Origin of the sequence: Bradyrhizobium sp. DOA1 (assembly GCF_001593325.1) — a bacterium.
In the GTDB taxonomy this organism is placed as follows: domain Bacteria; phylum Pseudomonadota; class Alphaproteobacteria; order Rhizobiales; family Xanthobacteraceae; genus Bradyrhizobium.
Genome location: NZ_JXJM01000001.1, coordinates 5,554,692 through 5,580,749, shown reverse-complemented (window position 1 = coordinate 5,580,749; position 26,058 = coordinate 5,554,692). Strand labels below are relative to the sequence as shown.

The following is a 26,058-nucleotide window of genomic DNA, read 5'->3' as shown; positions in this document are numbered from 1 at the left end:
TGACCGACGCGCGCTCTATCAAATGCCATAGCGTTCGAGCGGATTGCCACTCGGCCCGGCCCTAAGCAGGTTTGAAGGTTAGTGAAGGCCGCGCCCAATGCGATGAGGGCTGGAGCCTAAAGTTAAGGCGACCTTGCTGATCGATCGGGTGCGTTGCGACGAGGAAAGTTAAAATGCTTGTTGGTGTTACGAAGGAAAGGTTCGTTGTTTCTCGACGACGTACTGGTCTCGGCGACTGCCTGTGGTCACTCGCGGCAGCCTGGCAGTACGCCAAGCGGACAGGACGTACACTGGTTATCGATTGGCGCGGCTCTTGCTATCTCGATCAACCCTTTACCAACGCTTTTCGAGTGTTTTTCGAACCGGTTCATGACATCGCCGGCGTACGTGTGATCTGCGATGATCGGGTCAACTCCCTTTCTCTTCCCGGGCCGTTTTTTCCAACCTGGTGGAATCGACCATCCATCGATTGCGTTTATCGACCGGACGAACAGATATTCCGAGAACGCGACGAGCTGAGGCAGCTCTTCGAGGCCAAAGATGATACTCACGCCAATACCGTGGTGTGTGATGCTTGCTTGATGTGGGCTTGCGATCAGGACGCCGAGCGACAGATATTTCGTAGCATCAAACTGCGGTCTGAAATTCAAGCTCGGATCGATGCGATACATTGCGAGCACTTTGAGGGTCGCAGCGTAATCGGCGTTCATGTTCGACACGGAAATGGCGAGGATATCATGGGGCACAGGCCATACTGGGCCGATCCAGAGCTTGCCTTGCGCCAGGTGTGCACTGCCATCCAAAAGGCAAAAGCATTGCCCCATGCAAAACCCACGCGGGTCTTTTTATGCACCGACAGCCCGAAGGTTTTGGATCAGGTCTCGGCTAGGTTCCCAGACATCTTCACGATCTCAAAACGCTTTCAGGCCGATCAAGCAGGCCCGTTACACAATGCCGAATTGGGAGCGGACGGGGGATCGTCGGCTCTCATCGAGATGTACCTTCTCGGACGATGCGATACCGTGATTCGCTTTCCGCCCACCAGCGCCTTTACCCGCTATGCCCGACTTGTTGCCCCGCGCAGCATCGAGTTCGATTTGAATGATCCGACCCGCCTAATCTTGATTGACGAGCCGCCCAAGGATTACCCGGTCGCCTAAACCACATAGCATATTCTCGCCGATCCTACGACGATGTCTCATGAGCTTGTTGGCTCCGTCGATGAAGTGTTTTCCCGCCGAGCCGGGTCGGCTGTCCTGTGGGAGACTTAGCGTCGACAAACGGGCTTGCTGGTGAAGGGCCAAGGAGCCCTGGAGCGAGTGCGCCTCTAGATCACTTCATGAAGTCAAAGGTTGCAAAACCCCGGAGCGAAGCTTGCTCATATTTGTGTCGTCTGTGGGATGGCTAGCGGATAAATCGGACGTATTAGGCTGCCACGTCTGATTCCTGATCCTGCTGAAGGACGCCAAGACAATTTACCCTTTTGAAGCCGATCTGCACGCTTACACGTAAGCTGTCGTTCTCGATGGCAACAGCCTCCTGACAGTCAAGAGCCCGGTTTGGAGTGAGAGAGAGGGCAAATTGAAAGGCATCCGGCCGCAGCCTCATTCTCAGATCACCGCGGCGAAATCTTGCGCCTCTTTTCCTGCGCATCGGAGGCTCTCTGCCATCGATGCTCCAGCGGACGTGATGCTCGTCGGCTCGCAAACAAATTGTCTGCCTTTGCATGTTTTGAAGCATTTCCGACAACGCCCACGATTGTCCAGGTTGCGCTCATGCGAAAAGAGGCGGGCGCACGTGTCCCCGGTGGGACCTTTCAAGCAAAGAGCGGATACACCGCGGTTACTGCTGTTCGGAACGGCACGCGCCACATGTCCGGAAGGTGCTAAGTTGTTTGCGCGGCGTGACACTGCGTCGCAATCATGTCAGCTTTCTCCCTGTCGCATTGGTCCAAATCCTGCACGCCTTTGGCGAGAGTGAATGCCGCCAGGGCGAAAGCGGAGATTCGCTCATTTGTCGAATGTCAGACCGCGACGCGCTCTCGCGTTATTGTTGAACATGGACGCCGACATCTATTGTTGTGGCTTGAATTGTGCGTGGAGCATCTGCAGAACATCATAGCCACAAGGCGGATCGCGCGAATGGAAAGCTGATCTTGTTTAGGAGTTAAGACCAAGTCACGCAAGTTCTTTGTGCTAACGTAGAACAGATGTAGTCGGATGCGTAGACGCGGTAGAAATTGCTGCTCTGCTTTGCTGGCTCGACGTCGGTCGTATTCCAGCGGAGTTCCCGCGGAATCTTTTAAAGGAGCGTGAAGCAAATGAAAGCTTGTTTATCATCGTGCCATGAACAAGTGTTATCTCCTGGCGCCGTTAGAGTAGGTGCGAGATCGGGAGTGAGATGCAAGACGATGTTTCGAAGTGCGAACTAACTGCAAGCAAAGAGAGCAAGGGCAGCGTCGAACTTGTCAAGGTGCAGAGTGAATCCGAATGCGAAAGGCAAGGCCCGGAAGAAGGCTCGAACGATCCCGTGGTCTTGCCGGTGAATGAAATTGCGCTCAGAGGAGTGTTCGAAATATCGAACATGCTCGCCAGTCCTTCGCGACTCGAAGTCGCGCTGGCAAACGTAATCGATTTGCTACAGTCGTCTTTGCAGATGCGGCACGGTGTCGTGTCTCTCCTAGCGGACGATGACGAACCCGAGATTGCGGTTGGCGCTGGGTGGAGCGAAGGAAGCGATGAGCGCTACCGCATGCGCCTACCGCAAATGGCGATTGAGGAGATTGTGACAACGGGCATGCCGTTTGTCGCTGAAGACATCGCCAAGCATCCCGCATTTACCGCAGCTGACCTGGATGTGCTCGGTGCGTCCGACCACATGCGATTATCGTTCATTGGGGTTCCCATAAGCATTGATGAAAAGGTCGTTGGCACCCTATCCATTGAGCGTGTGCCCGACCTGGACTCGATGTTCCCACTCGATTGCGATGTCAGGCTACTCACCATGATCGCAAACCTGATTGGACAGGCGGTGAAGCTCCATCGCTTGGTCGCGCGCGACCGCAAGCGCCTCATGGCGGAGAGCTACCGGTGGCAAAAGGAACTACTCGAATTCAAGCAGCCAGCGCGTGAGCGTAAAAAGGTTCACATCGATGGTATTATCGGTACCAGTCCGGCACTCCGCGGGTTGCTCGACAAGATCGCGGTGGTAGCCAGGTCAAATGCCACGGTTCTGCTCCGAGGTGAATCAGGCACCGGCAAGGAGCTGGTGGCCAAGGCAATTCACGAGCTATCCCCGCGTGCAAAACGGCCGTTCATCAAAATGAACTGCGCGGCGCTGCCCGAGACCGTCCTGGAATCCGAATTGTTCGGCCATGAAAAAGGAGCCTTTACCGGTGCCCTTAATTCGCGCAAAGGGCGCTTCGAACTAGCCGACAAGGGAACCCTTTTTCTAGACGAGATTGGCGAGATCTCAGGGGCTTTTCAGGCGAAGTTGTTGCGGGTTCTTCAGGAGCAAGAGTTCGAGCGGGTGGGTAGCGGCCACACAATGAAAGTTGACGTCCGAGTGATTGCTGCAACCAACAAGGACCTGGAAGGGGCGGTCACAAAGAACGAGTTTCGCGCTGATCTCTATTATCGTATTAGCGTAGTTCCGTTGATGCTGCCTCCCTTGCGCGAAAGGCGCAGCGATATTCCGCTGCTTGCCGCTGAGTTTCTCAAGAGCTTCAACTGCAAGAACAGTCGTACATTGACGTTCGATCAGAGTGCCTTAGACGTACTTATGAATTGCGGATTTCCCGGCAATGTGCGTGAACTCGAGAATTGCGTGCAGCGGACGGCCACACTGGCGCCGGGGCCATTCATCGTCAGGAACGATTTTGCCTGCTGCCATGGTCAATGCCTTTCCGCGCTGCTGTGGAAGAGCGGATTGGATGAAGCGAAGCCGCGGGCCGCGCTGATCGGTGAGCTAACCTCCATGGCAGCTACGCCAATCCCCGAGGCAGTAACGCCGGTTGCGGTCCTGAGTCCGCCTGTCGCGGCTGAGCCGGTCGATGGAGGCATCCTGAGCGGTGGCAAGCTGACGGATCGCGAGCGCCTCATTGCCGCCATGGAGAAAGCTGGCTGGGTGCAGGCAAAGGCGGCGCGCCTACTCGGACTCACACCGCGCCAAATCGGATACGCACTGAGGAAATATTGCATCGAAATTAAGCGCCTGTGAGTCGCTCCTGAACCTGGTCGATTTGAATTTGTCGGTTCTCGTATCTGCAAAGGCCCTCGTAGACTGACCACCACCGGGCCGCAGAGTAACCTCGGCACTATCTGATCGGATTTCAGGACAGCAGAAAGGCAGGCTTGGTACGCGAGACACTGGCCGGCCGGCGGCATACCAAGTGCCAATCGGGTGCACAATGACGGGGCGCAATTTTATGCCACCTTTATGCTTACCTACAATACTTCAACGACGGAGTATGTGCGACGATTGGTCGGATTCGCGAGCTGCGACTGGAGGCGCTCAAGGTAATGCAAGTTGGGTGCGTCGTACGGCGGCAGTCGGCACTTGCGGTCGACTTCGCGGCCTCCATTGAGGCCGCATTATAGTCCATTATAGTTCGGGCCGCCGTCCAAGTTCTGTACGCAAATTCCAGATCGCGTTGTTTGCCAGTTGAAGTACATTTTTCTCACCCATTTTCAATGAACGTTCAAGGTGGAGACGTAGCCGAGCGCGCAGCAATGCCTCGGCATTATGGGTCAGGAATGGGTCTTTCTCTACGAAACGCCATGATTTCTCAAATGCCACGCTCACCAGAGCGTCCAATATTTGCTTCTGTGGTGAAGAAGTTTGATCCATGAATGGACTCCAGCAAAAGATTCTTTCAGCAGGGCATGCTGCTGCAGAATTGGGAGGTCGAAAGCTGACGCTTGAATGCTCAAAAGAGCCGCAGTCATTCAGCTCATGTTATTTGCATGTCGATGCGTTGATCGGAGCCTATATATGCGATTGTTGAAGCCATGATGACTAGTTGACGCTTTTGTCAAATAATTCGGTATTTCAGTATTCTAAGAGTGAAATTGGTGCGTCCTTCAAGACAGGCGTGGCGCCCCTTTTCGCTAAGCGTCGGCAGCAATTCGGAGAGGATTTATCCGTTGGGCCCGTACTTCAGAGTTGGACCATGGCGCGATCGGTTTCCAATGCACTTACTTCGACGTAGGCGAGTACCACATTCACGAAGGCCTCGTGTACGCGGAACTCAGCGTGAGAAGAGATGAAAATGCAACAGAGCTCATTATTTCGAACCTGCATCGATCGCGCATACCAGTGGTTCGACTTCGGACTGACAGATATGCCCAGTGGGATGCCAGCAAATGGAGGATACTCGGCTGAAGTAACTTTCAGGTCGGGACGCTTATCGTCCAATCAGTGAGAGCCTCAAGTGTCAGGCGAGTCGAAGCCAGTTCATTCCAGGATCTCGCCACCTCATGCCATCTCTCTTGTCGTGTGGGCAAAAGCTGAAGCATCCTTTGCGCCTTGCGTGCAGCCGAGAAATTCCCGACACACTTAGCCTCGTCTAAAGTTTTGTGCAGCTTCGCTTCGATTGTCTTCCATCCGCAGCCGGTAGTTCTACTCTCGACGAAGTAATCGATGGTGATACGGAAGGTCAGAGCGCGGTTTGCGGCGGCTTGGGATTCCAATTCGGGTTCGTTCAACCATTGACGAAGAGCTTCGAGCTGCTCCGGCACGCTAAGCGATGGATCGTCGCCATCCTCGAATATCAAGAATGAGCCGAATGACGCGATATCAAGCTGCAGGTCCAGATCTTGCGCTTCTAGCCAGCTGAAGATTGCTTCTATTGGCGACATCACTTTGGCCTTCCTTAAGACCTTGTTGCGCTTAATGCCGCTGACTGGGCAGTGCAGCGTGCGGAGAGATTCGGCCCGAAGAACGTCGCACTGGTCACCTATTAGAATTTGTAGGCCTCCGTGCCTACGTGGCCTGTGACGGCCCCGAATTTCAAACAACGTCGCTTTTACAATAGTGACAGCCGACATCATAGAAGGCGGAGGTTGGTCTGTTTGGGCGAGACATTGAGTTTCCGAAGCTCAGCCGCAAGGCTGTCGGGTGAGGCCTCGGTTGCCAGCACCTGACGCAGGATCCGCAATGCTCGGTCCGGCAGCGTCTATGTCATGCGGCGCGATCTTTAGTTCGCGATTAGGTCGCCGTCCAGATTGTGGACGTGGAGTTTCCGGCGACCGAAATGCCTAATCGATTCGCGGAGAGCAAATATGACGTGCGACTACGCCGAACGAGGGGGAATAGAAGCTGTCGAGGACCAGCAGCGGGGTTAGCGACGTTTTTGAGCATGATGCATACGAGGGCGATGAGGTGAAGGTCGGCGAGGGTCTGCGCGCATCGCTCGTAGTCTTTGATCAGCCTTCGGAAGCGTGTGGCCCACGCGAAGAATCGCTCGACGACCCATCTGCTTGGAAGCAGCGCGAAGCCTCGTTTGGCCTCCGACCGCTTTATGACCTCAAGGGCAATGCCGTGTCTGCAGCCGCCGTTGCAGGTTTGTCGCCTGTGTAGCCTGGTCAACGAAGGAGACTTCGACGCTCTGACCAGTCTCTGCCTGAATCGTCTTGGCGATCCGGCCAATCCCGCCTCGATCGTCGGTGTTGGCGGGCGTGACATGCAGCGCCGGAAGATGGCCGAGCCGATCGACACGACCAGATGTAGCTTGGAACCTTTCTTGCGCTTGGCTCCGCGCCGGCGCCCGAGAAACTCGCCGACGGGGCTGGCTGACCGCGAGTTCTCTGCCTCGGTCAAGTGCAGGGCCGCCGCCATTGCACAATCGATAGTCTTCACTCGAACTCGTGAGATGGATGTTAAATCGATATCGGAAGTTGGCAGCCGGATGCAATCCATGAGGTCTTTAATTACCGCCGGTGTCCCAATCCGATTCCCAGCACGATAGCTTTCTGACGAAGCGCACCCTCGGTGCGCTTCAGCTCCTTAGAGATTTTCGCGACGCGAGTTCGATCCTTTGAATGCTTCTTGAGGGCTCGCAGATCAGCGGGTGTCCACTCGCAGCAAACCAATCTTCCTTCTTAGCCAACTTCGCGCTCCTTGAATGCTGGGAGTGTAGTTTAGCACATGGTTGATGCGCAGAGCCGATGACAGTTCGATGGAGGTAATTCTCCGAACGACGACTTCAACCGACAAATCGCTCAGCTGCCCATTAAGCTCAAACGGCAGCTTGCCACTGCAATCGCGCGGGAAGCCGGCAGGCTCGCAATCGCGATGGCCGCAGCGCCGGTGCGGTCCGATGCGTTGCGTGACAGTGTGAAGGTCCGCCGCACCGAACGCGATCTGACACTAGAAGTCGCCGCGGGCGGCGGCGGCGAACTTGGGTCCACACGGCGAAAAGCTCGAGGTGGGCACAGCGGCCGGGATTGCGACCACATTGGGTCTGGTCAAAGCGGGTATGAGCGACAGCGCCATCACATGGAACCATAACGTCGTGATAAATCCTGGCCCCTTCAATGCGTCGCAGAATGGCTTCTGTACCGGCGACCCCAATGCCGTGCCCGATGTTCAAGCGTCCATCCAGTACACCGCTAACGCGCGGCTGTAGGGGAGCAGGGGCGCCAAGAAGCGTGCACCACATTGAAGTGCCTGGCGGTCTCCGCTTGGAATTCCACCCCGATGAAGTCGCCTTGTCGCCAGATGAGGCGACAGGGGTGGGTGGTGCGAAACTCGTCGAAGGAAAGCGAAAACTCGGTCGGCAGAATCGTGAGCCCTTTAAGCTGAAATGACGGCGCTTCTAACGGAGAGATCACGTACGAGGGCTCAGAGGTGATGTGGCACGTAATTGAGAGAAGAACATCTCACCACACCGACCGCCTTTCAATCGCCCGGGGGGCGGCCCGGTCGGCGCGGGACAGAACCGCTTGGCGTTGAGGAGCCCGGCTACGGCGCCTCTACGCTGACTTTGGCGTTCCCCATCAGTTTCCGGCGAAGGACCGAACGGCCGTTAATGCGCCAATCACCACGAGGGCTGTCACGGCGATTGAAAACAGGAGCCGGATAACGGCACTGCGGTCACATGCTCAGGTTCCGCTAGAGTCCCTTATTCGAGTTGGTGAAACGGGGACGGTAGATAATGGTTGCGTTGTTGGGCGACTGGGCGCCGAGGATCATGAGATGCACTTAATCTCCCGCGCCACGCCAGCTGCCGATAGTTGAAAGCTGCGAGTTGTTCTGGGAAGTCATGTGAAGGCTGTGAAGGAGAACTCTCCTGTGTGGTACTTGACGTAACTTAGGGCGGTTTCGGTGTCAGTCCCTTGCTTATCGCACGTCTCATCGCGCTTCTTCATCTCTCCGTGAGACGCGGAGACAACCTGATCAGGAGTCATTACCCACTTCGTATACTGCCCATGCGCGTTGGCTGGCCCAGCCAAGATTCCGGTCGGTAAGATTGTCAGCTCCATTCGCTCCATGTCATCCCTCCGGATGGCTGGACTTGGCGATGCGCTTCCAATCCTTCGCTCGATCGCCCAGCTCGCGAGCGATCTGCGCCTTGCTGGGGTAGAGAGGCATGCCGGGAGCCGGCTCGCGTGGTTTGGGACTTCTTCTCGTCTTCAGTGTTCATGTCTTAGTCGAGTGCTCCTGCACCAATCGTGCCTCGTGAGACAGAACCGCTTGGCGAGCGCGCGCGTCCAAGGGGAAGGTGACAGCGAAGCATAGCGTCCTGTGAATTGGATATCGATTCGTCTGCGGCGTTTAAGCAAACCGCATTCGCGCCAGGCGTGGATGTTGCCGAAAATTACGGACACTCAGCGAGTGAAAGAAGATCGTCGGGCTGAATGTCGTCCGCCGTCGTCTTGATGTACTTGTGTCCATCGTGTGTCGCCACGATCAAGCCGGCTATGATTCCGTCTTCTTCGACATAGAACTCCCATTCGCCACTTTCGATGTCTTTGATTGTTTGACCGATAGATTGCTTCCATTGACTGCCGTCTGAATCTACACCACCGACATTTTCAATCCTCTCGTGGGGATTCATCCTGTTGGTCTTATTGATGCAATGAATGCGTGCGAGTTTGGCCATTCTCGTCTTCCTGAATTTGGCAAAAGGTTGAGGACCAACCTAGTCCACGATGCTTGGGTTAGGCAGCCAACCAATTCAGGTAGGTGCGTAGGAAGACCTTTCGCTGGGCGCTCGGCGCCTTTTTTAGACGGCTCTCGGCGCGCATCCGCAAGGCCAAGGCCGTGACCGCCACGGTCCGCAAGATCGCAATTCTGTTCTACAATAGTTTGCGATACGGAATGGACTATGTCGACCCGGGGGCCTCGTCCTACGAAACGCGTTACCGAACGCGAGTAGTCAACAATTTGCATCGGCGTGCAAAGGCATTCGGCTTTGTTCTCCAACCCCCGGAGCCGAAAGTCGGTGCTGCCATTTCTTAGGAATCGTTCTCCAGCGTCAGCTCCCCATCTTGGTGGCCCATGAGAAGGGCATTTTCGTTTTGCGTTATCGTCAAACCGCGGCCCATTGGCACGCCAATTTCTGGTATATGGATTAAGCATGCCGCCATCTCGATGGGTGGAGAGGATATCGATGTCAAACACCAACCCAAATTGGTTCGTCGCGCACGCGCCTGAGCGCCGCCTCGCCCGGTGACCGGGATCATCGCACTTGCGGCGTGGCTGTTGCCGGCGGCATGCCGAGCTTCGGGGCAAGCTCAACGATTTGCGCGACGTCTCATGTACGTCGTGCTCTTCGCCCGCATCTTTCTCGGCGGCAACGCAGATCGTTCGTGGCTTTGTTCGTTTCGAGCGGTGCCTCGATCGGCGGGGCGGGCACTCGCCGGCGATCACGAACAGGACAAGTGGCCTTGGTCGTGGCTGATGTCGGCGCCAATCTCAGACGCAACCGCATTCATCGCGCGCGCTGTCGCAACCGAACCTTCTGTTCGGCGCCGATCGCGAGCTGCTACTGACCGGGGCTTGCCGCGTACGCGGCAATCCTTGGACTGTGATCTGGATCGTTGTCGTGGCGGCGGACCTGAGATGCGGCGAGTCTATGCCCGCCACATCTGCCATTCCGCGTACTGCCGGTCGACCTCGACGCCTTGGCGCCGCTAACAAAGGTCCGCTCCAATGGTCGCACTGAGCTCTTTCCGTCGTTCCGGCCCGCCTTTCGCCAATCTCGCAACTTACGTCGGACTCGTCGCGAACGGGATCGTCCTGTTGAAGGACGGCTCGCTGATGGCGGCCTAGTATTCTTGCGGGACCAGACTCTAAGACTGCATCTCCGCTGGAGTGGCGGCTACGAACCCGACAACCTTCAGCTCTTCGCGCCGGAGCCCTTTAACGCATGCCAGACCGCCTGGTTGGCCTGATCGAACGCCTTGCGGGATTCGGCCAAGGCGGCGCTCAGCGCCGCCCAGGACTCGCCGCCCGCCTGCTTCAGCGTCGCTAGACGCGCGTTCGCCGTAGACGCATCGGCCTTCATCTGCTCGAGTCCGGCCTCGAACTCGCCGGCGTGAGATGCTGCCACCCTGCCTGCCGCCTCACGGAACTTGTCAGCGGCCTCGTGCCAAGCCCTTGCCTGCGCTCCGGCTATGTCCTTGAACGTGGCCTGCTGCTGATCGATCTGCTTGCCGGCGCTTTCGAAGTAGGCGTTCATCTGCGTCTCGAAGGTGTTCCATTGCCTTTCAAGATCCATCTTGGTGTGCGCCCAAGTGGCTTCGCCAGCTTGCGCTTGCGCCTTGAGCTCCGCCTGGAATTTGTCGCGGCATTTCCTCAGATCAGCGACAATCCGGTCGGCTTTGATCTCGGCCTCGGCCTTAGCCTTGCCAGCTCTGATCTCGAACGAACCTAGTGCGGCATCCATCTCCTCGATCCGCTCCTTGGCCCAGTTCAGGTAGAAGTGCACGCCGCTCTGTTCTAGCATGATCGTCTCCGTTGTTTATCCGATGTTGAATGATCTCTGAGCTTCACGTTGCCCGTGTTGACCTGTGTCAATTGCTTCGTCTTAAGCAACTGCGAGCAGTGAGCCTGTGCCTTGGCAGGTTTGATAGCGTTCTACCTCGGGCGTCGTTGGTCCCCCTTCGTCTGTATAAGTGACACTCCGGCTAGGCCGAAAAGTTGTCGCGGGTGAAAGCTGTCAGGAACCAACATACGAAAAAGTTTCGTGTCGCGCAGGCAGGGGCGGGTTCCGGCGTTGCCTAGGATGCCAACCATTCCTGGTAGGTGACTCGACCGGCAGGAATGTCGCACGCTCAGTGGTCACCAAACGAGCACCATGTCGCCTACATTGCACTCGTTGTTGGATGTTTGGAAATATCGGACATGAGACGCAGCGACTTGAAAGAAATCGCGATGTTTAAGACGGTCATTCTGTTTTGCGCTGCTGCCTGTGTGCGACAACGCGGCACCCCAGTGAAACCCTCACGACAGCGCTTTTCAATCACACTGCCTAACACGCGACCGAGAATATAGCTGACCTGTACCGCGGGTGAGTCGGCAGCGATCATTAACCTTGAGGGACGCTACGATTATGGACAGTCTTTGCGTGCTTGACGAAGGTTCTTCGCATCAGCGCGAGACGTTCGCCACCGAAACAGAATCGGCTTTCAAGGTCCGAGAGTTCAGCGCAGCCGCTCATCAGGCTATCGAGTGGCTCGCTGATATGCTCTCGCGTGACGAGGTGGAAGGGGTCCGGCTGCAAAGGCCAGTCGACCTGATGGCAAGGGCCCGCAGTCTCATGACGAAGGCTGATTCGGGGGGCTTCGACTCGCGCCGCTTCGCCGACATCCTCGAACTTTACCTGGAAACAGGAATCAAGGTGAACTCCCGCGGATATATGGGCCGCCAGTTCAGCTCGGTGATGCCCGTCACCGCAGTTTTTGAGATGGTGTCCGCCATGGCCCCCCAGCCGGCCTCCTATTACGAAGCGGGGCAGCTCGCCAACATTGCGGACCGGCTGATCGAAGAGGTGTTCGGCCGTTTCATCGGCTGGCCGCAAGGCAGCTTCGAGATGGTGACGACGTCCGGGGCCTCGCTCGCTAACATGACTGCCGCATTAGTAGCCCGTAATCGGCGCATTTCGGGTAGCTGGAACGGCGGACTTGCGGTTGGCCGCGCAGGCCGGCCAGCCATCGCCATTGGTGAGGATGCGCATTTCTCGGTCTCCCGTATTGCCGGTATCATTGGGATCGGCCAGGATCAGGTGATACGGCTGCCGCTGAACGAACGACGGCAGATCTGCCCAAAACGCGCGCGTTCGATCATAGACGGGGCGATGGTCCAGGGCTTGAACGTCTTTTGCCTGATTGCGTCGGCCGGGACGACCGCGATTGGCGCTAACGATCCGTTGCCGGAGCTTGCTGCCTTAGCCAAGCGACACGGCGCTTGGCTCCATGTGGATGCGGCGCACAATGGCGCATTTCTGGTTTCCGACCAACTGCGGCCACGCCTTGCGGGACTGGAGCTCGCGGATTCTTTCTGCCTGGATGCCCATAAAACTCTTTTTGTCCCGGCCCTTTGCACCTTGCTGTTCTATCGCGAGAAGGGCTTGGCGGAAACCGCCTTCCCCCAGAAGGACAGTTATGTATTCGACCCGTTCGAAGATGAGATGGCTGCCGTACAGAGCGGCGTGAAGAACTTCGAATGCACAAAGCGCCCGACAATCCTCAACCTGTGGCTGGCTTGGTCGCTATATGGTCGCCGAGCCTTCGCCGATAAGTTGGAGCAGTTAGTGAAGATCACCAGGTCCGCGTACGATTACTTCATCGATCAGCCGGACTTCATCGTACCCTACCAGCCTGAATCCAATATCCTCTGCTTCGTTCATCAGCCTCCGGGTCTGAGCGGTAATAGCCTCTCTAGCCTCCAACTTGAGCTGCGCAACCGCGTACGGGCGGCGGGGCGGTATCTCCTATCCAAGGTCGATCTAAATGGACAGACGATGCTTCGCATCGTTCTCATGAATGATAGGATCGGTCTGTCCGACATCGCCGGCATGGCGGCGGAAATCCGACGCCATGCGGGCGACATTCTTGAGAACGACTCCACAAAGGGTGGCCAAGACCTACCCGTTGGACTCGAACCTGAGGAATGACTATGGGCCACTTCGCCTCCCCGCTAGACAACTTCGACTACAAGGCGCAGCCGGACACGATGTTAAATCCGCGCACTGTGGATCACGTGCTAGATCTGCCCTCATTCCTGACCACACTCCTTTCCGCGCAAGCTCATGTCGGCTGTCGGATCGATGAAATGAGCTTGGAAGCGCAAGCCGGCATTGTCCAGCGCAGGGTGTCGCAGCTCGTCTCTATCGCCCGCATCAACCCCTTGTGGCGCCGACGCATCAATGATGCTGTAGGCGTCGGTCCGGTGGACAGTTTCGACCGGTTTCGCGCGCTGCCTCAGACCGAAAAAGAAGACTTCCATCAGATGTTCACGGGGAGGCGGCCGGGCATGGTCGTGCCCATCGAGCGCTGTGGCTTTGAGGTCGTGGCGAGCGGTGGCACTAGCTCGGGCAAACCATCGGAAACTGTCTATCCGCTAGGCGAGCTGCAGGAGACATACGGCTGGGCGGGGGATTTCATGGGCCGACACATTATGGCGCGCCATCTTGCTGGCGGTGGTGCGAAATGGGTGGCCACCACGCTTGCCGACTATCAGATGTGGAGCAGCGGCACCATGGTGGGCGGCGTGCTTCAGAAGATTCCCGGGGTCAACTTTATCGGCGCTGGGCCGATGAGCCGTGAAGTCTTCCAGCTGATGATGTCCTATCCTGGGCCGAAGGCGATCATGGGCATTACCCAAAGCATCAAGCTGCTCGCGAGCTTCGCTGACGGCCTATCCCGCGAGGCGCGGCACAGCTTCCGCGTGGCCCTCTATGGCAGTGGCGTGCTGACTCCCAAGGCGCGGGCGGATCTAAGGCAGGCCTATCCGAACCTGATCGTGCTGAGCTACTTCGCGGCCACCCAAGCGGAAACCATCGGCCTGCAGCTCGACCCGGAAAGCCCCGTCCTCACGGCGGTACCCGGCCTGCACCTGGTGGAGGTGGTCAGGCCGGATGGACAATGGGCGGCGGTGGGGGAGGAAGGCGAACTGGTGGTCACCCGGCTGTTCGGTAACGCGGCCCCGGTACTGCGCTACAAAATAGGCGACCGAGTCATCCGTCGCCCGGATCTGCGGTCGCCCAGTCTGAATGCCATGCAGTTTGAGTATGTCGGTCGCAGCGGCGATTTCATGCATATAGGCGACACGCAATATTCGGCGTCCCAGGCCCTAGCGGCCATCATTGCCGAATTCCGCCGGCGACAAGTTCTGGAGATCGACAGTGTCGCCACTGACATGCAGTTTCAGATCGATCGCGCGAAGCGCCAGTTCCACTTGTTGCTCGGTACGCCGGAAGCCGTGTCCCTCTCGGCGCACGTCGCCGCACGCCTTACACCGGAGGGCTCATCGCCGTTGATCATCGCCGGGCTGGTCCGCTCCCTGTCCGTCTTTAACGCGCTCGAAGCGAATGAGGCGAGCCTGCGGAGCTCAGGCTACAGCTTTGCCATCCGGTTTGTAGATCCAACGGGGACTGACTTGGTCCGGACGGCAGTCGGAAAGGTGCCCCTCGTCGTCGACCGCGTTTGATAACCGTAACCAGGACCGCCGCCGGAGGAGGCAAATGATGACACCGCTTAATATTCGAGTTTTCGTCGATGTCGTCGCCCTGCTACTTGGCAATGCGGCCGACGGCAACGTCTTCTTGTTTGACGATAGTCTTTGCGGCGGGCAGGATTCTGGCACCGTTAAGTTGACCAGCCCTGTCTGGCCGGGGCAGCTGGTCCGCTGGACCCTGACGCCGCTCGACGTCCAGACTATGGCTTGGTTGACGGGCGTATCGTTCGACGGGAACGCGCCGCCGGCCGCAGGCCCTCCGGCTCCCTGGGCGCTGCGCTGGCACGGACACGTCCCTTGGTGGCTCGCTCCAGGCTCGCGCCATGGCTACCGGCTGACGCTCGTCACGGGCGGCCTGACTGGGCGCACCATTACAATCGACGGGCCGTCCCTTTTATTCATGCCTCCACCGGCAGGGCAACCGATGCCGCCTCAGGCCTCACCGCCCATCTGGGCGGTCGCACAATCCGCTCCAACGGGAGGATGATAAGATGCAGATTTCGATTGTTGCCGTAATCGATATTGTGACGGCTCTGAAAGAGGGCACTCTCGACGGGAATGCCTATCTGATCGACAATACGGGCCCATGCGCTCCGCAAGCCGGCTCCCGCGTCACGAATGTGCCCGGTGTCTACAATGCCGACGGTTCGCAGGCGACGGAGGCGGTCCTGAACTGGATCACCGTCGGAGTCGCCGATTTGCCATTGACGCTGCCCCGCAGCTATCGCCACCGCTACAACGAGGCGAATACCGAACACCGGCTGGTGGACGCACTCCGCAAGGCGACCCGAGACGGTAGAGCCAAGCTGCTGTCTGATCCGGAAGCCGTTAGTATGCCAAAGCCCCTGCTAGTTCGCCGCAACGGCGCGGTCCGGCCTTATGACGCCCCCCTGCTCAATGGTGCTGGCGAGGTGCTCGAACCTGACGACCCCGCCGCCGAGGCCAGCGCGCCCCCGGTTGTCACCCACATCCGCGGTCCGGCGGTAGAGCACGGTATTCTATATCCAGCTCTATACGGTTCGCCCGACTTGCTGGCGGATGGTTGGTACTGGAGCGCTACCGTTAATACAGCCAAGGTCGGCTGCCACGAATATCAGATGGACGTAACGCTCTATCAGCAGGTTCAGGAGAACGGCGAGTCGGTGTGGGAACCGCGGCCCTTCAGCCTGACATGCAGCATCCAGGTTGGCACCGCCCCGGGCATCAACGGCTTCACTGGCGGCTTCTTTCCCGGCCTCCTGCCGATCCTACCTTCTTGTCTGACGAGCGCTGCGGGAGAGGCGATATGAGCACAATCAATATTCGAATAGTCGTGGATGTCGTTGGCGCGCTGGAGGCGGATACGCTGGCTGGCTCGCTGTACATGATCGATGACAACCGTCTTGGTGGATCGCGCAATCAGGCGACTGCCGAGCTCGCAACTGCAGTGGCACCGGGAGACTGGATCATCTGGACGTTGCTTCCGATTGAATGCGAGACCCATGCCGCAGTGCGGGCGATCGAACTGTCGCCGGACATCTGCGAGCTTGAGCGTAAAACCTATCGCGACTCAGATATCTCCTACTGGCGCGGTAAGGTGAAGCAGTCGGTCGGTAACCTACCTTATGGCCTGACCTTAGAACTCGGCAGCCGAACGCGGACGCTTAACAACGGTGCGCACGCACGCCTGATCGATGCCTCTCTCCAACGTTCTCACAACGCTTAGCGAACCGGGAATTCATCATGATGCAACCCGACATTCAAAAGCCTCCTTGCATCCCCACTCTGCCTTCCACGCAGTTGAACATCGTCACACTCATAGACGTTGTAGGCGCACTACGGACCGGCAGCGTCACCGGGAACACCGGGCTGATGGATAATGGCGGCGAGAGTACCGGCAAAGGTACGAACGCCTTGCGCACCGTCTGTCGCCAGGGCCAGGTCCTGAACTGGCTGCTTTATTGTACCGACATGGAAAAGCGTCCCGACGGGAGTTGGCCCCTTTTCGCACGCGTCGTAAACATCGTGTTCGTTCTGTCCGACAACACGCCGCAGTACCGCAAGATATGCAATGATCTAAAGATCTATGGCGGCCCGGACAAGGTTCGCAGTCCGTGGACGCCATCCTATTATTACTGGGCAGGATCAATCGTGCCCGATCTGGAGCCGGGTCTCTATCCCTATCGCCTTGTGCTCGAATGCGACACGATCGATCGAAGCCGCAAATGCTATTTTAACTTGGATGGACCGATCCTGGAGGTGGTTCCGCTAGATGGCCATGCCCAACTCAACGCGAAAGAAGACCTGCATCAATGAGAAGTGGCGGAGCCGTCGCTCGGGCAAGCCGGTGCTCCCGTTTTGTTCCGATAGCACCTACTCACAACTCAGATGCAGAACACTCGAAGTCTCGCAGATACTGCGGACGCCAACATCATCGCAGCAACGCGCTCAGTTCGACCGTAACCCGTCGGGAGCGCCCCGACGAATCCCGATCTGCGGCCCGTCCAACAATTGTAAGCAAGCTATGAGCCAACGCGCCGTCATCGTCGTCGACATCCAGAACGAATACTTCCCGCTTGGGAAGCTGCCTCTGGTGGGCATCGAGTACGCGGCTGCTAACGCGGCCAGGGTGATTCAAGGCGCCCGTGCCAGGGGGGATACTGTTATTCACATTAAGCACGAAGTCGGGGACCCTCACACTCCTATCTTCAAGCCGAGCACAAAAGGCGTGGAGATCAATCCAATTGTCAAGCCGATGGAGCGTGAACCTGTCATCGTCAAACATCATCCGAACGCCTTCCGCGAGACCGATTTGAAGCAGCAGCTTGACGCTAGGGAAGTTAAGGAAGTTGTGATCGTGGGTGCGATGAGCCACATGTGCATCGATTCGACCAGCCGGGCCGCCGTCGATCACGGCTACAAAACCACCATCGTTCACGACGCCTGCGCCACGTGCGATCTCAATTTCGGCTGCGTGATAATACCCGCCGCGCAGGTGCATGCGGCCTTCATGGCGGCACTTGGCTTTGCCTATGGCAGGGTGACGACGACCAGCGACTACCTTGCGGCCTGATGCCATTTGGCGGTCGCGGTGGCGGCGATTATGCAGTGGGCCAACACAGCCTTGCGCACTTGTGGAGGAGCGACTGGCCGTCGTCGTCCACGACCCCCAGTGGCGCTGCCGTTACTGGTCCCACCGTTCTGTGGAAGGGCCGCCGGCATCGTCTCCGTCGTCGCTCAACCGATAACGTCCACGCTGGATGGGCGCGCGGGAAGGTCACTCCATCGGTATCAGCTTTAGCGAACGCCTCCGGGTCACAAGTCGGGGCCGCCAGGTTGCCACTACGCTTGTTGCGCGTTGGTGATATGCCCTATCAGATCCGAAGCGATCGTGCGGGGCGTCCGGCCCCAGCTGGTCGACGAACTCGGTGTCCCAGAAGTGACGGAGATTAGCTTCGTCGACTGTTACGCACGCTTTGCCATTCGTTATGGGGTGCTCCCGTAGCTGAGGCGTAGCCGCCGAGGGTTACCGGTTTCGCGGTCGTATCGTCGGCACGGAACGCTTCTGGCTCGTTATCGGCGACCCATTTGATCAAGTGATAGGAACAGCCGGACAGGTTTAAGTTGCTTTGGCGACATCTCGGTCGAGGAGATAGATCCGATCGCGAAGTAGAACTAGGTTTGATACAAAAGCCAAGAAGGCAGGGTGGCGCGCTGAGTGCTCCCGTGCAAAATTTGAAGGTGCCGCTCTTCGAACTTCGTGATGGAGTTCAAACACCGAGGGACGGCGTTCGCGATGTGCGTCGGCAAGGGTCTCGCTGTTTTTTTGCCATCTACGCGTCGAAGCGAATCGCTGCAATAAATGCTTGGCAGCGCTTGTGAGGGGCCGATTAGCAGTTGCGCGACTCGTCCAGATCCTAACCGGAAGGATCAGTCTTTCGGATGTCTCCTCGCCGGAGGGCGCGATAGCTCTTTGGATCCGTAAATAGATTGTTAATGCCCTGCGCTTCTGGACACGTCGCGTCAGGCACGCCAACAAATGAGCGTGTATACCAAGGCCGGGATTGGAAATGAAGCTCGAGACTTTCTCGAACGTGATCGCTGCGCTATCGTCGCGCGCAAGGCGACGTGAAAGAATTCGCATCCGGCTGGAAGAATCGCATTCGGTGCATCGCACGTCAGGAGTGACGCCCGCTTGCTGTATGAGGTCATCGACCTCGCCACCTCACCCGCCGCACGCACGGCCACCCCTTACCTACTGTGTTTTGACTCAAACGGCTCGCAATGCGCCATCGAAATTATCGCGGCTATGCGCGCCAAAGACGGTCGAAGATCTGGTTTCTGGCCTAGTTGGCGAATTGCCGCTTCAGTCGTAGCTCCGGCACAGCGTTGGCCTCGTGCTTTTCGCTAGCATGGCCCTGCTCAACGCATATTCTTCGGCCCTCGACTACACGCCAGGCGAGCGGATGCTGCAAACGAAGAAGGCTGCGCACATCCTCTCCTGACACAAGCAGCCTGCGAGCACATAGGGTGGCGGTGCGAACACCTCCGGCATTACCGACGACAGTGCCGTGTCTTTCAGGATGTCCCAGCGCGAATGGCCTCCCATGAGCGGCGATTGCAAGCCGAATATCACCCTGCCGATCCTGCTTTCGCGAATGGCATAGGCGGACATGGCGCACGGCTCGACCCTAGAGTAGCAGCATCGGCTGGGCGTCCGACAACGCGACCATCTCGGCGTGGCTCGTCACGTCGCCTGCGCGTCGCACCATGTCGGACGCCTCGCAAACGACCTCACCATATCGGCCGGCGATACCGCGGCAAATGGCTATTCTCCATCAGATCAGCTGGATTTGGCAAGCGCGATGCACGGCGCATCAAACTCCCCGACGCCGAGAAGGGTCATCATTCGGAAACCGCCGATCGTACTTCGCCATCACCAAGAGTTCTCGAGAAAATATTCGAAATTTGCTCGATCAAACAAGGCTGAGCCAAGAGCGACGGCCCGAAAAATATCATGCAAATCCGGGCTGCAACGAGGACGGCGCTAATTTGACGTCGGCCGCGATCACGCGATTTTAAGAAGCCGGCTAGAGTGGTGGAGAGGCACACAGCAAACTTAGGACCAACCCAGAAGTTGTGGCAGACATCGAGAGTACACGTTGTCGGTGTAACTGGCTCGGCCTTTGCGCCGTGGCTGAGGTGATTTTCGGCCTTCATGTGCCCGATGGCTGAGCGGCGCAGAACGTACAGCGCCTTCAGTCTGCGCACTCTGGATAAGGCAAGCGCTCCATCTGGGCTGATAGTCGGGCTCGCACTGGTATTCACGTGTCTCCTTGAGAGTTGAACAATCGACTTCGAACACCGCACCCACCGCCGTCAGGGATTCGACGCGTGCGATTGTCCACCCTCTATCCGTTGAATAGTCAATACGGTCAAGCCGCTCGGTTCGGCCAATTGCACTCCTCCACTCTCTCCCTAGCGCCCCCAATTACGGTTGGAAACGGCCCAAAAGCTTCGACTGCATGTGGGCGAGCGCGTCACTCAGCCTTGCTGCTTCTTCGAATCGGGTTTCCTGGTGCGGCGGGCGCGAGTCGGGATCGACCACGATGGCCTCGGCGGATTGCGAGAGCCGGCGGAGCGGCGTCCTGAGCCATTGAGCCGCGCACAGGAGCAGCACCAATGCGACGACGGCGCCGGCGCCCAGAATGAACCAGAACGCACGGATTAGTTCTCGAGTTGATTCCATAGCGTCGTCGGCGTTCTGTCGGACCAGAAGAGACCAGCCGAAGCTCGGAAGGTCTGCAAAACTGACGCTCGGAACCATGACGGTGAAATAGTCCTTTCCATCGGACCATCGCTCGCTCGAGAACGCGCTGGTGATACGACTGGCCGCAAACGCTGAGCTGACGCTTAGCCGCTTGTTGACGACATCGGTCGGGCCAAACAGGACGGTTCGGTCCCGAGATAGCAGCAGCACATCGATTCCGGGCGCCTGCAACGCGGCCATGCCCTCCTCGACCCATTTCCAGTTGAGGTGCGCTCCGATTACGCCGGCGACGAAACCATCATGCCGCAACGGTGCGGCTAGATCGACGAAGCGATAGGGTTCAGCGGACACAGGCAAGAGGCTTGCCAGGAGTTGGGCCTCGTGGACATCGACCGCAGTTGGCGCATCCAGGCCGCGCCTAAACCATGGCCTTTGCGCTACACTTGCGCCCTCGAGCATCCCGTCTCTGGCCGCCAGTACCTTGCCCTCAAGATCGGCTATGCCGAGCCAGGAGTATCGGCCATCCAGGCGGCTCAGGAATTTGATTTGCTCACGGGCATTTGCCAGATCGGCGGGGTCGATTAGGTCAGCCATCCGTGCCACGTCCATCCAAACCCCATAGAGGCGCCGCGCCAGCAGGTTCGCGCTCAGTTCGCCGCGGGTCGCCAACTTCTCGACCTGCAATTTCTCGCCGCGCCGCTCCAACGCCGCAGTGTACAGTGTCGCTGTCACCATGGCCGGCGCAAGCATCAACGTTGCGCCGCCAAAGAACACAAGCGTGCGCAAGCTCAGTCGTCTGTTCGCCATCACGCCTCCTCAGTGAGTTAGAGCCCGAGCCAATTCGCGGATGATGCGAACGATATCCCCGCGATCGGGTCCCGGAAGGGCTCGGGCGGTGTGGAGCTTTTCTATAATTTGTGCCCGCTGCTCAACGCTCGGCGAAAACTTTAACCGGTAGCCATCACGAGTTGGCGCAAGAACCCGCGCCTCCACGTCGCCAATAGCTGGGATTTTCAAATTGCCTCTCGCCCCGACTGAAAGGCCATGTGGCCCGCTGATGCGGGCGCCTTCCGGCCCGAGATTCACGAGCCAGCCACGGTGCCGGTCATCTCCGATCGTCAACGTGATGGGTTCAAGCACCTGGCGCTGCGGTCGATTGTATCGGGGGCGTTCGATGCACGCCGCGATCGCCACCACCAGGACGAGGACGTTGTATAACGTCCAGAACAGAACGATGGCGACGCCGTCATCGGCCGCCGACGAGGTAGTGAAGACGAAATCGGAATTCAGCGGCACGATCAGGCCGCCAACGGTCAATCCAAACAGGATCAGGAACGGTCGCATCAATGACCATTGGACAACGACCCTCGTTCTGTCGCCGCCCTTGGCCGTCACCGAAAATCTATGCGGTCCTCTCGTCAAGAGGCCGAGCGCCGCGGCCCGACATATTGGCCAGGCGGCAATCAGCTGGGCGGTATCGTTGACGATGGGGATAAACAGCCCCTTCGAAAGCCAGTTCAAGGCCACCAGGACCATGACGTAGTATGGGACATAGTACCTGATGATATCGACGAGCGAGGCATTTACGATCGTAATACCGAGCCACCAGTACAGGAGTGGACAAATCAAACTCGCCAACCGGAAGGGAAAGGTGGTTAGCCAATAGAGCAGGGAATCGATCAGACTGATCCGGTGCATCAAACTCAGTCGATTCGAGCCGAATGGATTGTAGGAATTGCGCGCAATCTGCATCAGACCGAGGCACCAGCGGCCGCGCTGGACGATGTACTCTTTGAGACCCTCTGGAGCCAAACCCTCAGTCAGAGGCTCGTTGAGATAGACAGTTTGCCATCCGTTTTCCGCAAGCTTGAGCGTGAGCAGGAAGTCCTCGGTCACGCTTTGCGTCGGAAGTAAGCCTATTTGTTGGATTGCTCGTACCCTCAGCACGGACGAGGTGCCGCAGCAGATCGCAATTCCCCAGGCATCCCGAGCCGGCTCCACGTTATCAAAGAAGTGTCGTTGCTCATCCGGGTACCCGGCGGTAATGCCGAGGTTGTGCTGGATCGGGTCCGGGTTGAAGAAATGTTGCGGCGTTTGGACCAGGCCGACGCGTGAATTGTGAAACAGTGCCACTGTGCGGTCGATGAAATCGACATGTGGAACGAAATCCGCATCAAGGATGGCTACAAAATCCGGTCGATCCGGATCCAGGGCACGCGCGGCAAGCGCGTGGTTGATGTTTCCCGCTTTGGCATGTGCGTTGTCGGACCGCACGATGTATCCGACAGAGTGCCGCTCGCAGGCCTGCCGGAGCCAGTCCCTGCGGCCATCGTCAAGCACAAAGACGCGAAGCTTCGGAAAGTGCACCGCCTTGGCGCCGATAATTGTTCGTTCTAGGATTTCAAGCGACTCATTGTAGGTCGCGATAAAGATGTCTACGCTCGGTGCTTCTCCAGGCAGCCACCATCTGGCGTGCTGGTCAGCTTCCGCGGTACGTTCCTTGACGCGTGAAAGAATCACAAAGGCAATGGACGAGGACAGGACCGTCATGCCCTCGAGTGCGGCGAAGCCCCAACTGACCAATGCGTCCGCAGTCCAGTCGAGTGGCACCAGTGTCTCGGTGAACCGCCATACCACGTAGCGCCAAGAGAGAATTGCCGCCAGGCCGAGCAGAACGGCACGCCAGTACCATCGGCTCGGGTCGAGCACCGGTAGGATCGTCAGGCGGAGCCCGATGATGACGGCGCCTCCGGCCAAGGCGGCGAGGAGTGGCGAGAGCAGAAGCATTAGAAGCCATAACGCGTGAGAAAACGACGGAATTGGGCGATTGGGCCGCTCGAAAACACAACACGTCCAGTGCGACCCACGGCGCAGCCAAGATCCGGCTGCTGTGCGAGGCCCGGCACCGTCACAGTGACGTCGAAACGCTGCAAATGCTGCGGACTCGGACCCACGGCGAGGTTTGCGTAAAGGGTCGATGCGCCGGATCCGCCAAGCCGGGTGACGGTTCCATCAAAAATACGTTCGTCGCCGAACAGCCGAAACTGAACGGTCGCGCCGACGGAGAGACTGTCGTAAAGAGATTCGGATACGCCCGCCGTGACCACAAGGCTATTGCAGTCGACGAGCTTGACCAGGTCTTGCCCACGCCGCGCGTACGCGCCATCGTCCACCAGGATATCCCAGACGAGGCCCGGGACGCGAGCATTGAGTGTCGCCGACGTCAGGCGATTGACCCGCAGACGCTCGGCATCGATTTGCCGATCGAATTGAGCGATGCGACCCTTAATCTGCTCCTCATCAACATGCAGTTCCGCCAGGCGCTGATCGAGTTCCCGAATGCGCTGCGTCGAGAAGGGGGCGTCATTATAGGACTCGCCGATGAAGACTCCCGTGCGGGCTGAGGCGAGCTCCGTCTCGAAATAATTGATGCGCTGCTGCGCGCTCTCTACGTCTTGTTGTGCGACGTCAAACTTCGCGCGGGCTCGATCAAGGTTGGCAGCCGTCTGAACGCCGCGATTGTTCAACTCATTGGCGCGTTTGAATTCCGCATCTGCCTCGCGCAGGCGCGCGGCTGCCGCATCCTGCGTCGCCCTCGTCTCGGCGATCCGCGCCTCGATCTGGCGAATTCTGCCGCGCTGGTAGTCGGTTGACTGCGCATCAAATCCGGCTCTCGATTGCGATAGCGCGTCACGCTGACCGGCAATGCGTTTGAGTTCAATGCGTTGATTGTCCCGATCGCGCTCGAGCTCAAGAAGCCGAGCGGTATCGAAGCGCTCGTCGGCCACTTCGGCCGCGAGTTCCCCCGCGTTAATGCGGCCCCCAATGCTCTTGACGGCAAGCGTCACCCGGCCTTCGATCGGCGCACGCACGACGTAAAGTCGTGCATTTACGGTGGCATCTGCCGAAGTTCCAGCAAAGTGCTCGCCGATGATGACGTACAATCCGCCGGCGAGGAGAACCAAGCCGATGACCACGCGCGCGAGCTTCATGAGAGACTTCCAACCGCATTCCAAGCCTTTTGTGGTGCAACTTAAAGACGAATTCGTGGAGGCGGTCGAACTATCTAATTCGTCCTGACGTTGAGCGCGGTTGAATCGATTCGATAGGTCGTTCTGTTAGATATCACAACATCGATCGGGCGCCGTTTCTCGCGGGCTCGCTCCCCGGAGGGCGTAGAGCGCAATCGTCCCTTGTTCACGTTCGGCGGATTGATGGCCGCGTTGTAAACAATGGCTGCGCTTTGAGTTGATACAATATTGTCGAGCTTTGGCCGCGACTTCGGGCAGTATTTCTCCGGGCACTGCCACTTCAACAACTCCGAAGGACCCGTGAGCCGGCAGCAGGAGATTCGGTTGATTGTTTCAGAAACGCAATTGAATTGCGCGATGCAGCTCCGCCGTTTCTGAAACGCTATATGCTGCGGAAGCGAAGAGCATAGCCGGCGCGGGTACTGAGCGTGTCCGCCTTTCGCGCTTCTCATCTCCGCTGCAATCGTGGGCATCGATATCTCCCCAATCTGAATAAAGATTGACAACGTGCTTCGTGGTTCTCTACTCAGTTCCGATCATCAACTCTTCAGAAGGTAGCACAACCTCCAACATCTCCACGCCTACCTTCTTTGGTAGCGCTTGTGAAATCGCTAGCATCGATCTCGACCGGTTCACCGAGGCATTCGACCGCACCTTGTCCGCATCCAGGAATCTGAGCCGCGGTGTCCTCGACAAGGAAACGCGGGCGAAGACAAGCCTGCGACCGGCGATCCGTTCTGTATCGAGGGTGACGACCAGCTTCCCAATCGGCTGAACGCCTGCAGGCTAAAAGCCTTCATCGCCGGTTTTCCACTCGCGGAAGCGGACAAAGCGGCTCTTGTTGCCTTCCGTAAAGCGCCAATCGATTATCTTAAGGGATTGGCTTTCGATGCCAAGGAGAGCGGTCTCGCCAGGACCAGCGACCGGGAATGTCTCATCAGCACGCCAGCCTGCGCGAGAGGGCTGCGTAGTATTTCCAAAGATCTTTCAACGATCTCGTCGCGTCAAATTCCGACACGATGTCGGCGCTGACATGTACACGGCGTTTTCGGCTTCCATTCCCCTGACGGTAATGCCTCCATCGCCCGCCTGCTGTTCGACGCCAGAATGGACAGATATACGGATCAACCGCATCCTGACTGGTGGTCCGCGCGGCATTCATGCCTAGGCCATCGGGAGTGGTGCACACGATGGGGGCGGGGCGAGGCCTTCGGCAATGTTGCGATTGCCGATTTCGGTTGGGTTCCTCTTACTCAAACGGATTCGCACTTCAAAAAAGCGGTGCAGTTGATACGCCCGATCGTTCAACGCCAGATCGAGATGCGCAGACAGCGCCACAAGTGCATAGATGCCAACTAACGGCTCAGCTGTTTGAAGCTCGGGCTCAGGTAGGCGGTCCGGTCGACCATCCCGCCAACTCGGCGACCAAACCAGGGACCTCGCGAAGAACGGTCCTGTGGGCGTTCTCAAACGTCATTGTACAATAGCACACGACCGCACTCGTAGCTCGGATGTAATATCCATCCGAGTTTGCTATCGCCAATTCGACTCCGATATCTTGCGCTGCGCTACGCCAAAGGCTCTGGCCAGTTCCTT

Annotated in this window: 18 protein-coding genes and 1 pseudogene; 10 read left to right on the top strand and 9 right to left on the bottom strand. The window is 58.0% G+C overall.

Annotated elements, in window-relative coordinates:
- The first annotated feature begins 173 nt into the window (after positions 1-173).
- Both SE91_RS25935 and nifA read left to right on the top strand, forming a co-directional pair.
- On the top strand, positions 174-1,160 hold the full coding sequence (locus SE91_RS25935) for a nodulation protein NodZ (RefSeq protein ID WP_061849649.1): 987 nt from the start codon (positions 174-176) through the stop codon (positions 1,158-1,160).
- A gap of 1,240 nt (positions 1,161-2,400) precedes the next feature.
- The gene (gene nifA / locus SE91_RS25925) at positions 2,401-4,218 is read left to right on the top strand and encodes a nif-specific transcriptional activator NifA (RefSeq protein WP_082813807.1); all 1,818 of its coding nucleotides are present in this window, start codon (positions 2,401-2,403) and stop codon (positions 4,216-4,218) included.
- A 384-nt stretch (positions 4,219-4,602) separates the two neighbouring features.
- On the opposite strand, the gene SE91_RS25920 is transcribed toward nifA, so the two are convergent.
- The 4 genes from SE91_RS25920 to SE91_RS25900 form a co-directional block, all read right to left on the bottom strand.
- Positions 4,603-4,848 (bottom strand): hypothetical protein, encoded by a 246-nt coding sequence (locus SE91_RS25920; RefSeq protein ID WP_061849646.1) that lies wholly within the window; start codon positions 4,846-4,848, stop codon positions 4,603-4,605.
- Between the two features lie 542 nt (positions 4,849-5,390).
- On the bottom strand, positions 5,391-5,861 hold the full coding sequence (locus tag SE91_RS25915; protein ID WP_156489789.1) for a hypothetical protein: 471 nt from the start codon (positions 5,859-5,861) through the stop codon (positions 5,391-5,393).
- Positions 5,862-6,207: 346 nt separating this feature from the next.
- Positions 6,208-6,684: a transposase gene (locus SE91_RS38285; protein ID WP_283806320.1), complete on the bottom strand. Its 477-nt coding sequence runs from the start codon at positions 6,682-6,684 to the stop codon at positions 6,208-6,210.
- A gap of 2,134 nt (positions 6,685-8,818) precedes the next feature.
- Positions 8,819-9,103 (bottom strand): DUF3892 domain-containing protein, encoded by a 285-nt coding sequence (locus SE91_RS25900; protein WP_061849638.1) that lies wholly within the window; start codon positions 9,101-9,103, stop codon positions 8,819-8,821.
- Positions 9,104-9,210: 107 nt separating this feature from the next.
- Between SE91_RS25900 and SE91_RS38175 the strand changes: the two are divergent.
- Positions 9,211-9,462: pseudogene (locus tag SE91_RS38175) on the top strand (IS110 family transposase); the annotation flags it as partial.
- An 880-nt stretch (positions 9,463-10,342) separates the two neighbouring features.
- Here SE91_RS38175 and SE91_RS25890 read toward each other — a convergent pair.
- A complete protein-coding gene (locus SE91_RS25890; protein WP_061849637.1) occupies positions 10,343-10,951 on the bottom strand; it encodes a sll1863 family stress response protein in 609 nt (202 codons plus the stop codon).
- Between the two features lie 621 nt (positions 10,952-11,572).
- Here SE91_RS25890 and SE91_RS25885 point away from each other — a divergent pair.
- The 7 genes from SE91_RS25885 (at position 11,573) to SE91_RS25860 (ending at position 17,734) form a co-directional block, all read left to right on the top strand.
- Positions 11,573-13,120 (top strand): pyridoxal phosphate-dependent decarboxylase family protein, encoded by a 1,548-nt coding sequence (locus SE91_RS25885; protein ID WP_197489513.1) that lies wholly within the window; start codon positions 11,573-11,575, stop codon positions 13,118-13,120.
- 2 nt (positions 13,121-13,122) lie between these two features.
- Positions 13,123-14,655, top strand: a complete 1,533-nt coding sequence (locus SE91_RS25880) for a phenylacetate--CoA ligase family protein (RefSeq protein ID WP_061849633.1) — start codon at positions 13,123-13,125, stop codon at positions 14,653-14,655.
- Positions 14,656-14,689: 34 nt separating this feature from the next.
- Positions 14,690-15,169, top strand: coding sequence for a DUF8788 domain-containing protein (locus SE91_RS38280; protein ID WP_502687151.1), 480 nt, complete (start codon positions 14,690-14,692; stop codon positions 15,167-15,169).
- A gap of 4 nt (positions 15,170-15,173) precedes the next feature.
- Positions 15,174-15,971, top strand: coding sequence for a hypothetical protein (locus SE91_RS25875; protein ID WP_061849631.1), 798 nt, complete (start codon positions 15,174-15,176; stop codon positions 15,969-15,971).
- Positions 15,968-16,387, top strand: coding sequence for a DUF8788 domain-containing protein (locus tag SE91_RS25870; protein WP_061849629.1), 420 nt, complete (start codon positions 15,968-15,970; stop codon positions 16,385-16,387). The genes SE91_RS25875 and SE91_RS25870 overlap by 4 nt, the downstream gene beginning before the upstream one ends.
- Before the next feature lie 17 nt (positions 16,388-16,404).
- The gene (locus tag SE91_RS25865; RefSeq protein ID WP_156489788.1) at positions 16,405-16,977 is read left to right on the top strand and encodes a DUF8788 domain-containing protein; all 573 of its coding nucleotides are present in this window, start codon (positions 16,405-16,407) and stop codon (positions 16,975-16,977) included.
- Positions 16,978-17,185: 208 nt separating this feature from the next.
- Positions 17,186-17,734 carry a cysteine hydrolase family protein gene (locus SE91_RS25860; RefSeq protein ID WP_061849625.1) on the top strand — a complete coding sequence of 183 codons (549 nt, stop codon included), beginning with the start codon at positions 17,186-17,188 and terminating at the stop codon, positions 17,732-17,734.
- Positions 17,735-19,108: 1,374 nt separating this feature from the next.
- Here the strand turns inward: SE91_RS25860 and SE91_RS37775 are convergent.
- The 4 genes from SE91_RS37775 to SE91_RS25845 all read right to left on the bottom strand — a co-directional run bounded on the left by SE91_RS37775 (position 19,109) and on the right by SE91_RS25845 (position 24,423).
- Positions 19,109-19,336 (bottom strand): hypothetical protein, encoded by a 228-nt coding sequence (locus SE91_RS37775; RefSeq protein WP_245318525.1) that lies wholly within the window; start codon positions 19,334-19,336, stop codon positions 19,109-19,111.
- 816 nt (positions 19,337-20,152) lie between these two features.
- Positions 20,153-21,238: a cache domain-containing protein gene (locus tag SE91_RS25855; RefSeq protein WP_061849623.1), complete on the bottom strand. Its 1,086-nt coding sequence runs from the start codon at positions 21,236-21,238 to the stop codon at positions 20,153-20,155.
- Positions 21,239-21,247: 9 nt separating this feature from the next.
- On the bottom strand, positions 21,248-23,218 hold the full coding sequence (locus SE91_RS25850; protein ID WP_061849621.1) for a glycosyltransferase: 1,971 nt from the start codon (positions 23,216-23,218) through the stop codon (positions 21,248-21,250).
- Positions 23,218-24,423 carry an HlyD family secretion protein gene (locus tag SE91_RS25845; protein WP_061849619.1) on the bottom strand — a complete coding sequence of 402 codons (1,206 nt, stop codon included), beginning with the start codon at positions 24,421-24,423 and terminating at the stop codon, positions 23,218-23,220. Before SE91_RS25845 ends, SE91_RS25850 begins: the two co-directional genes overlap by 1 nt.
- Positions 24,424-26,058 lie beyond the last annotated feature (1,635 nt).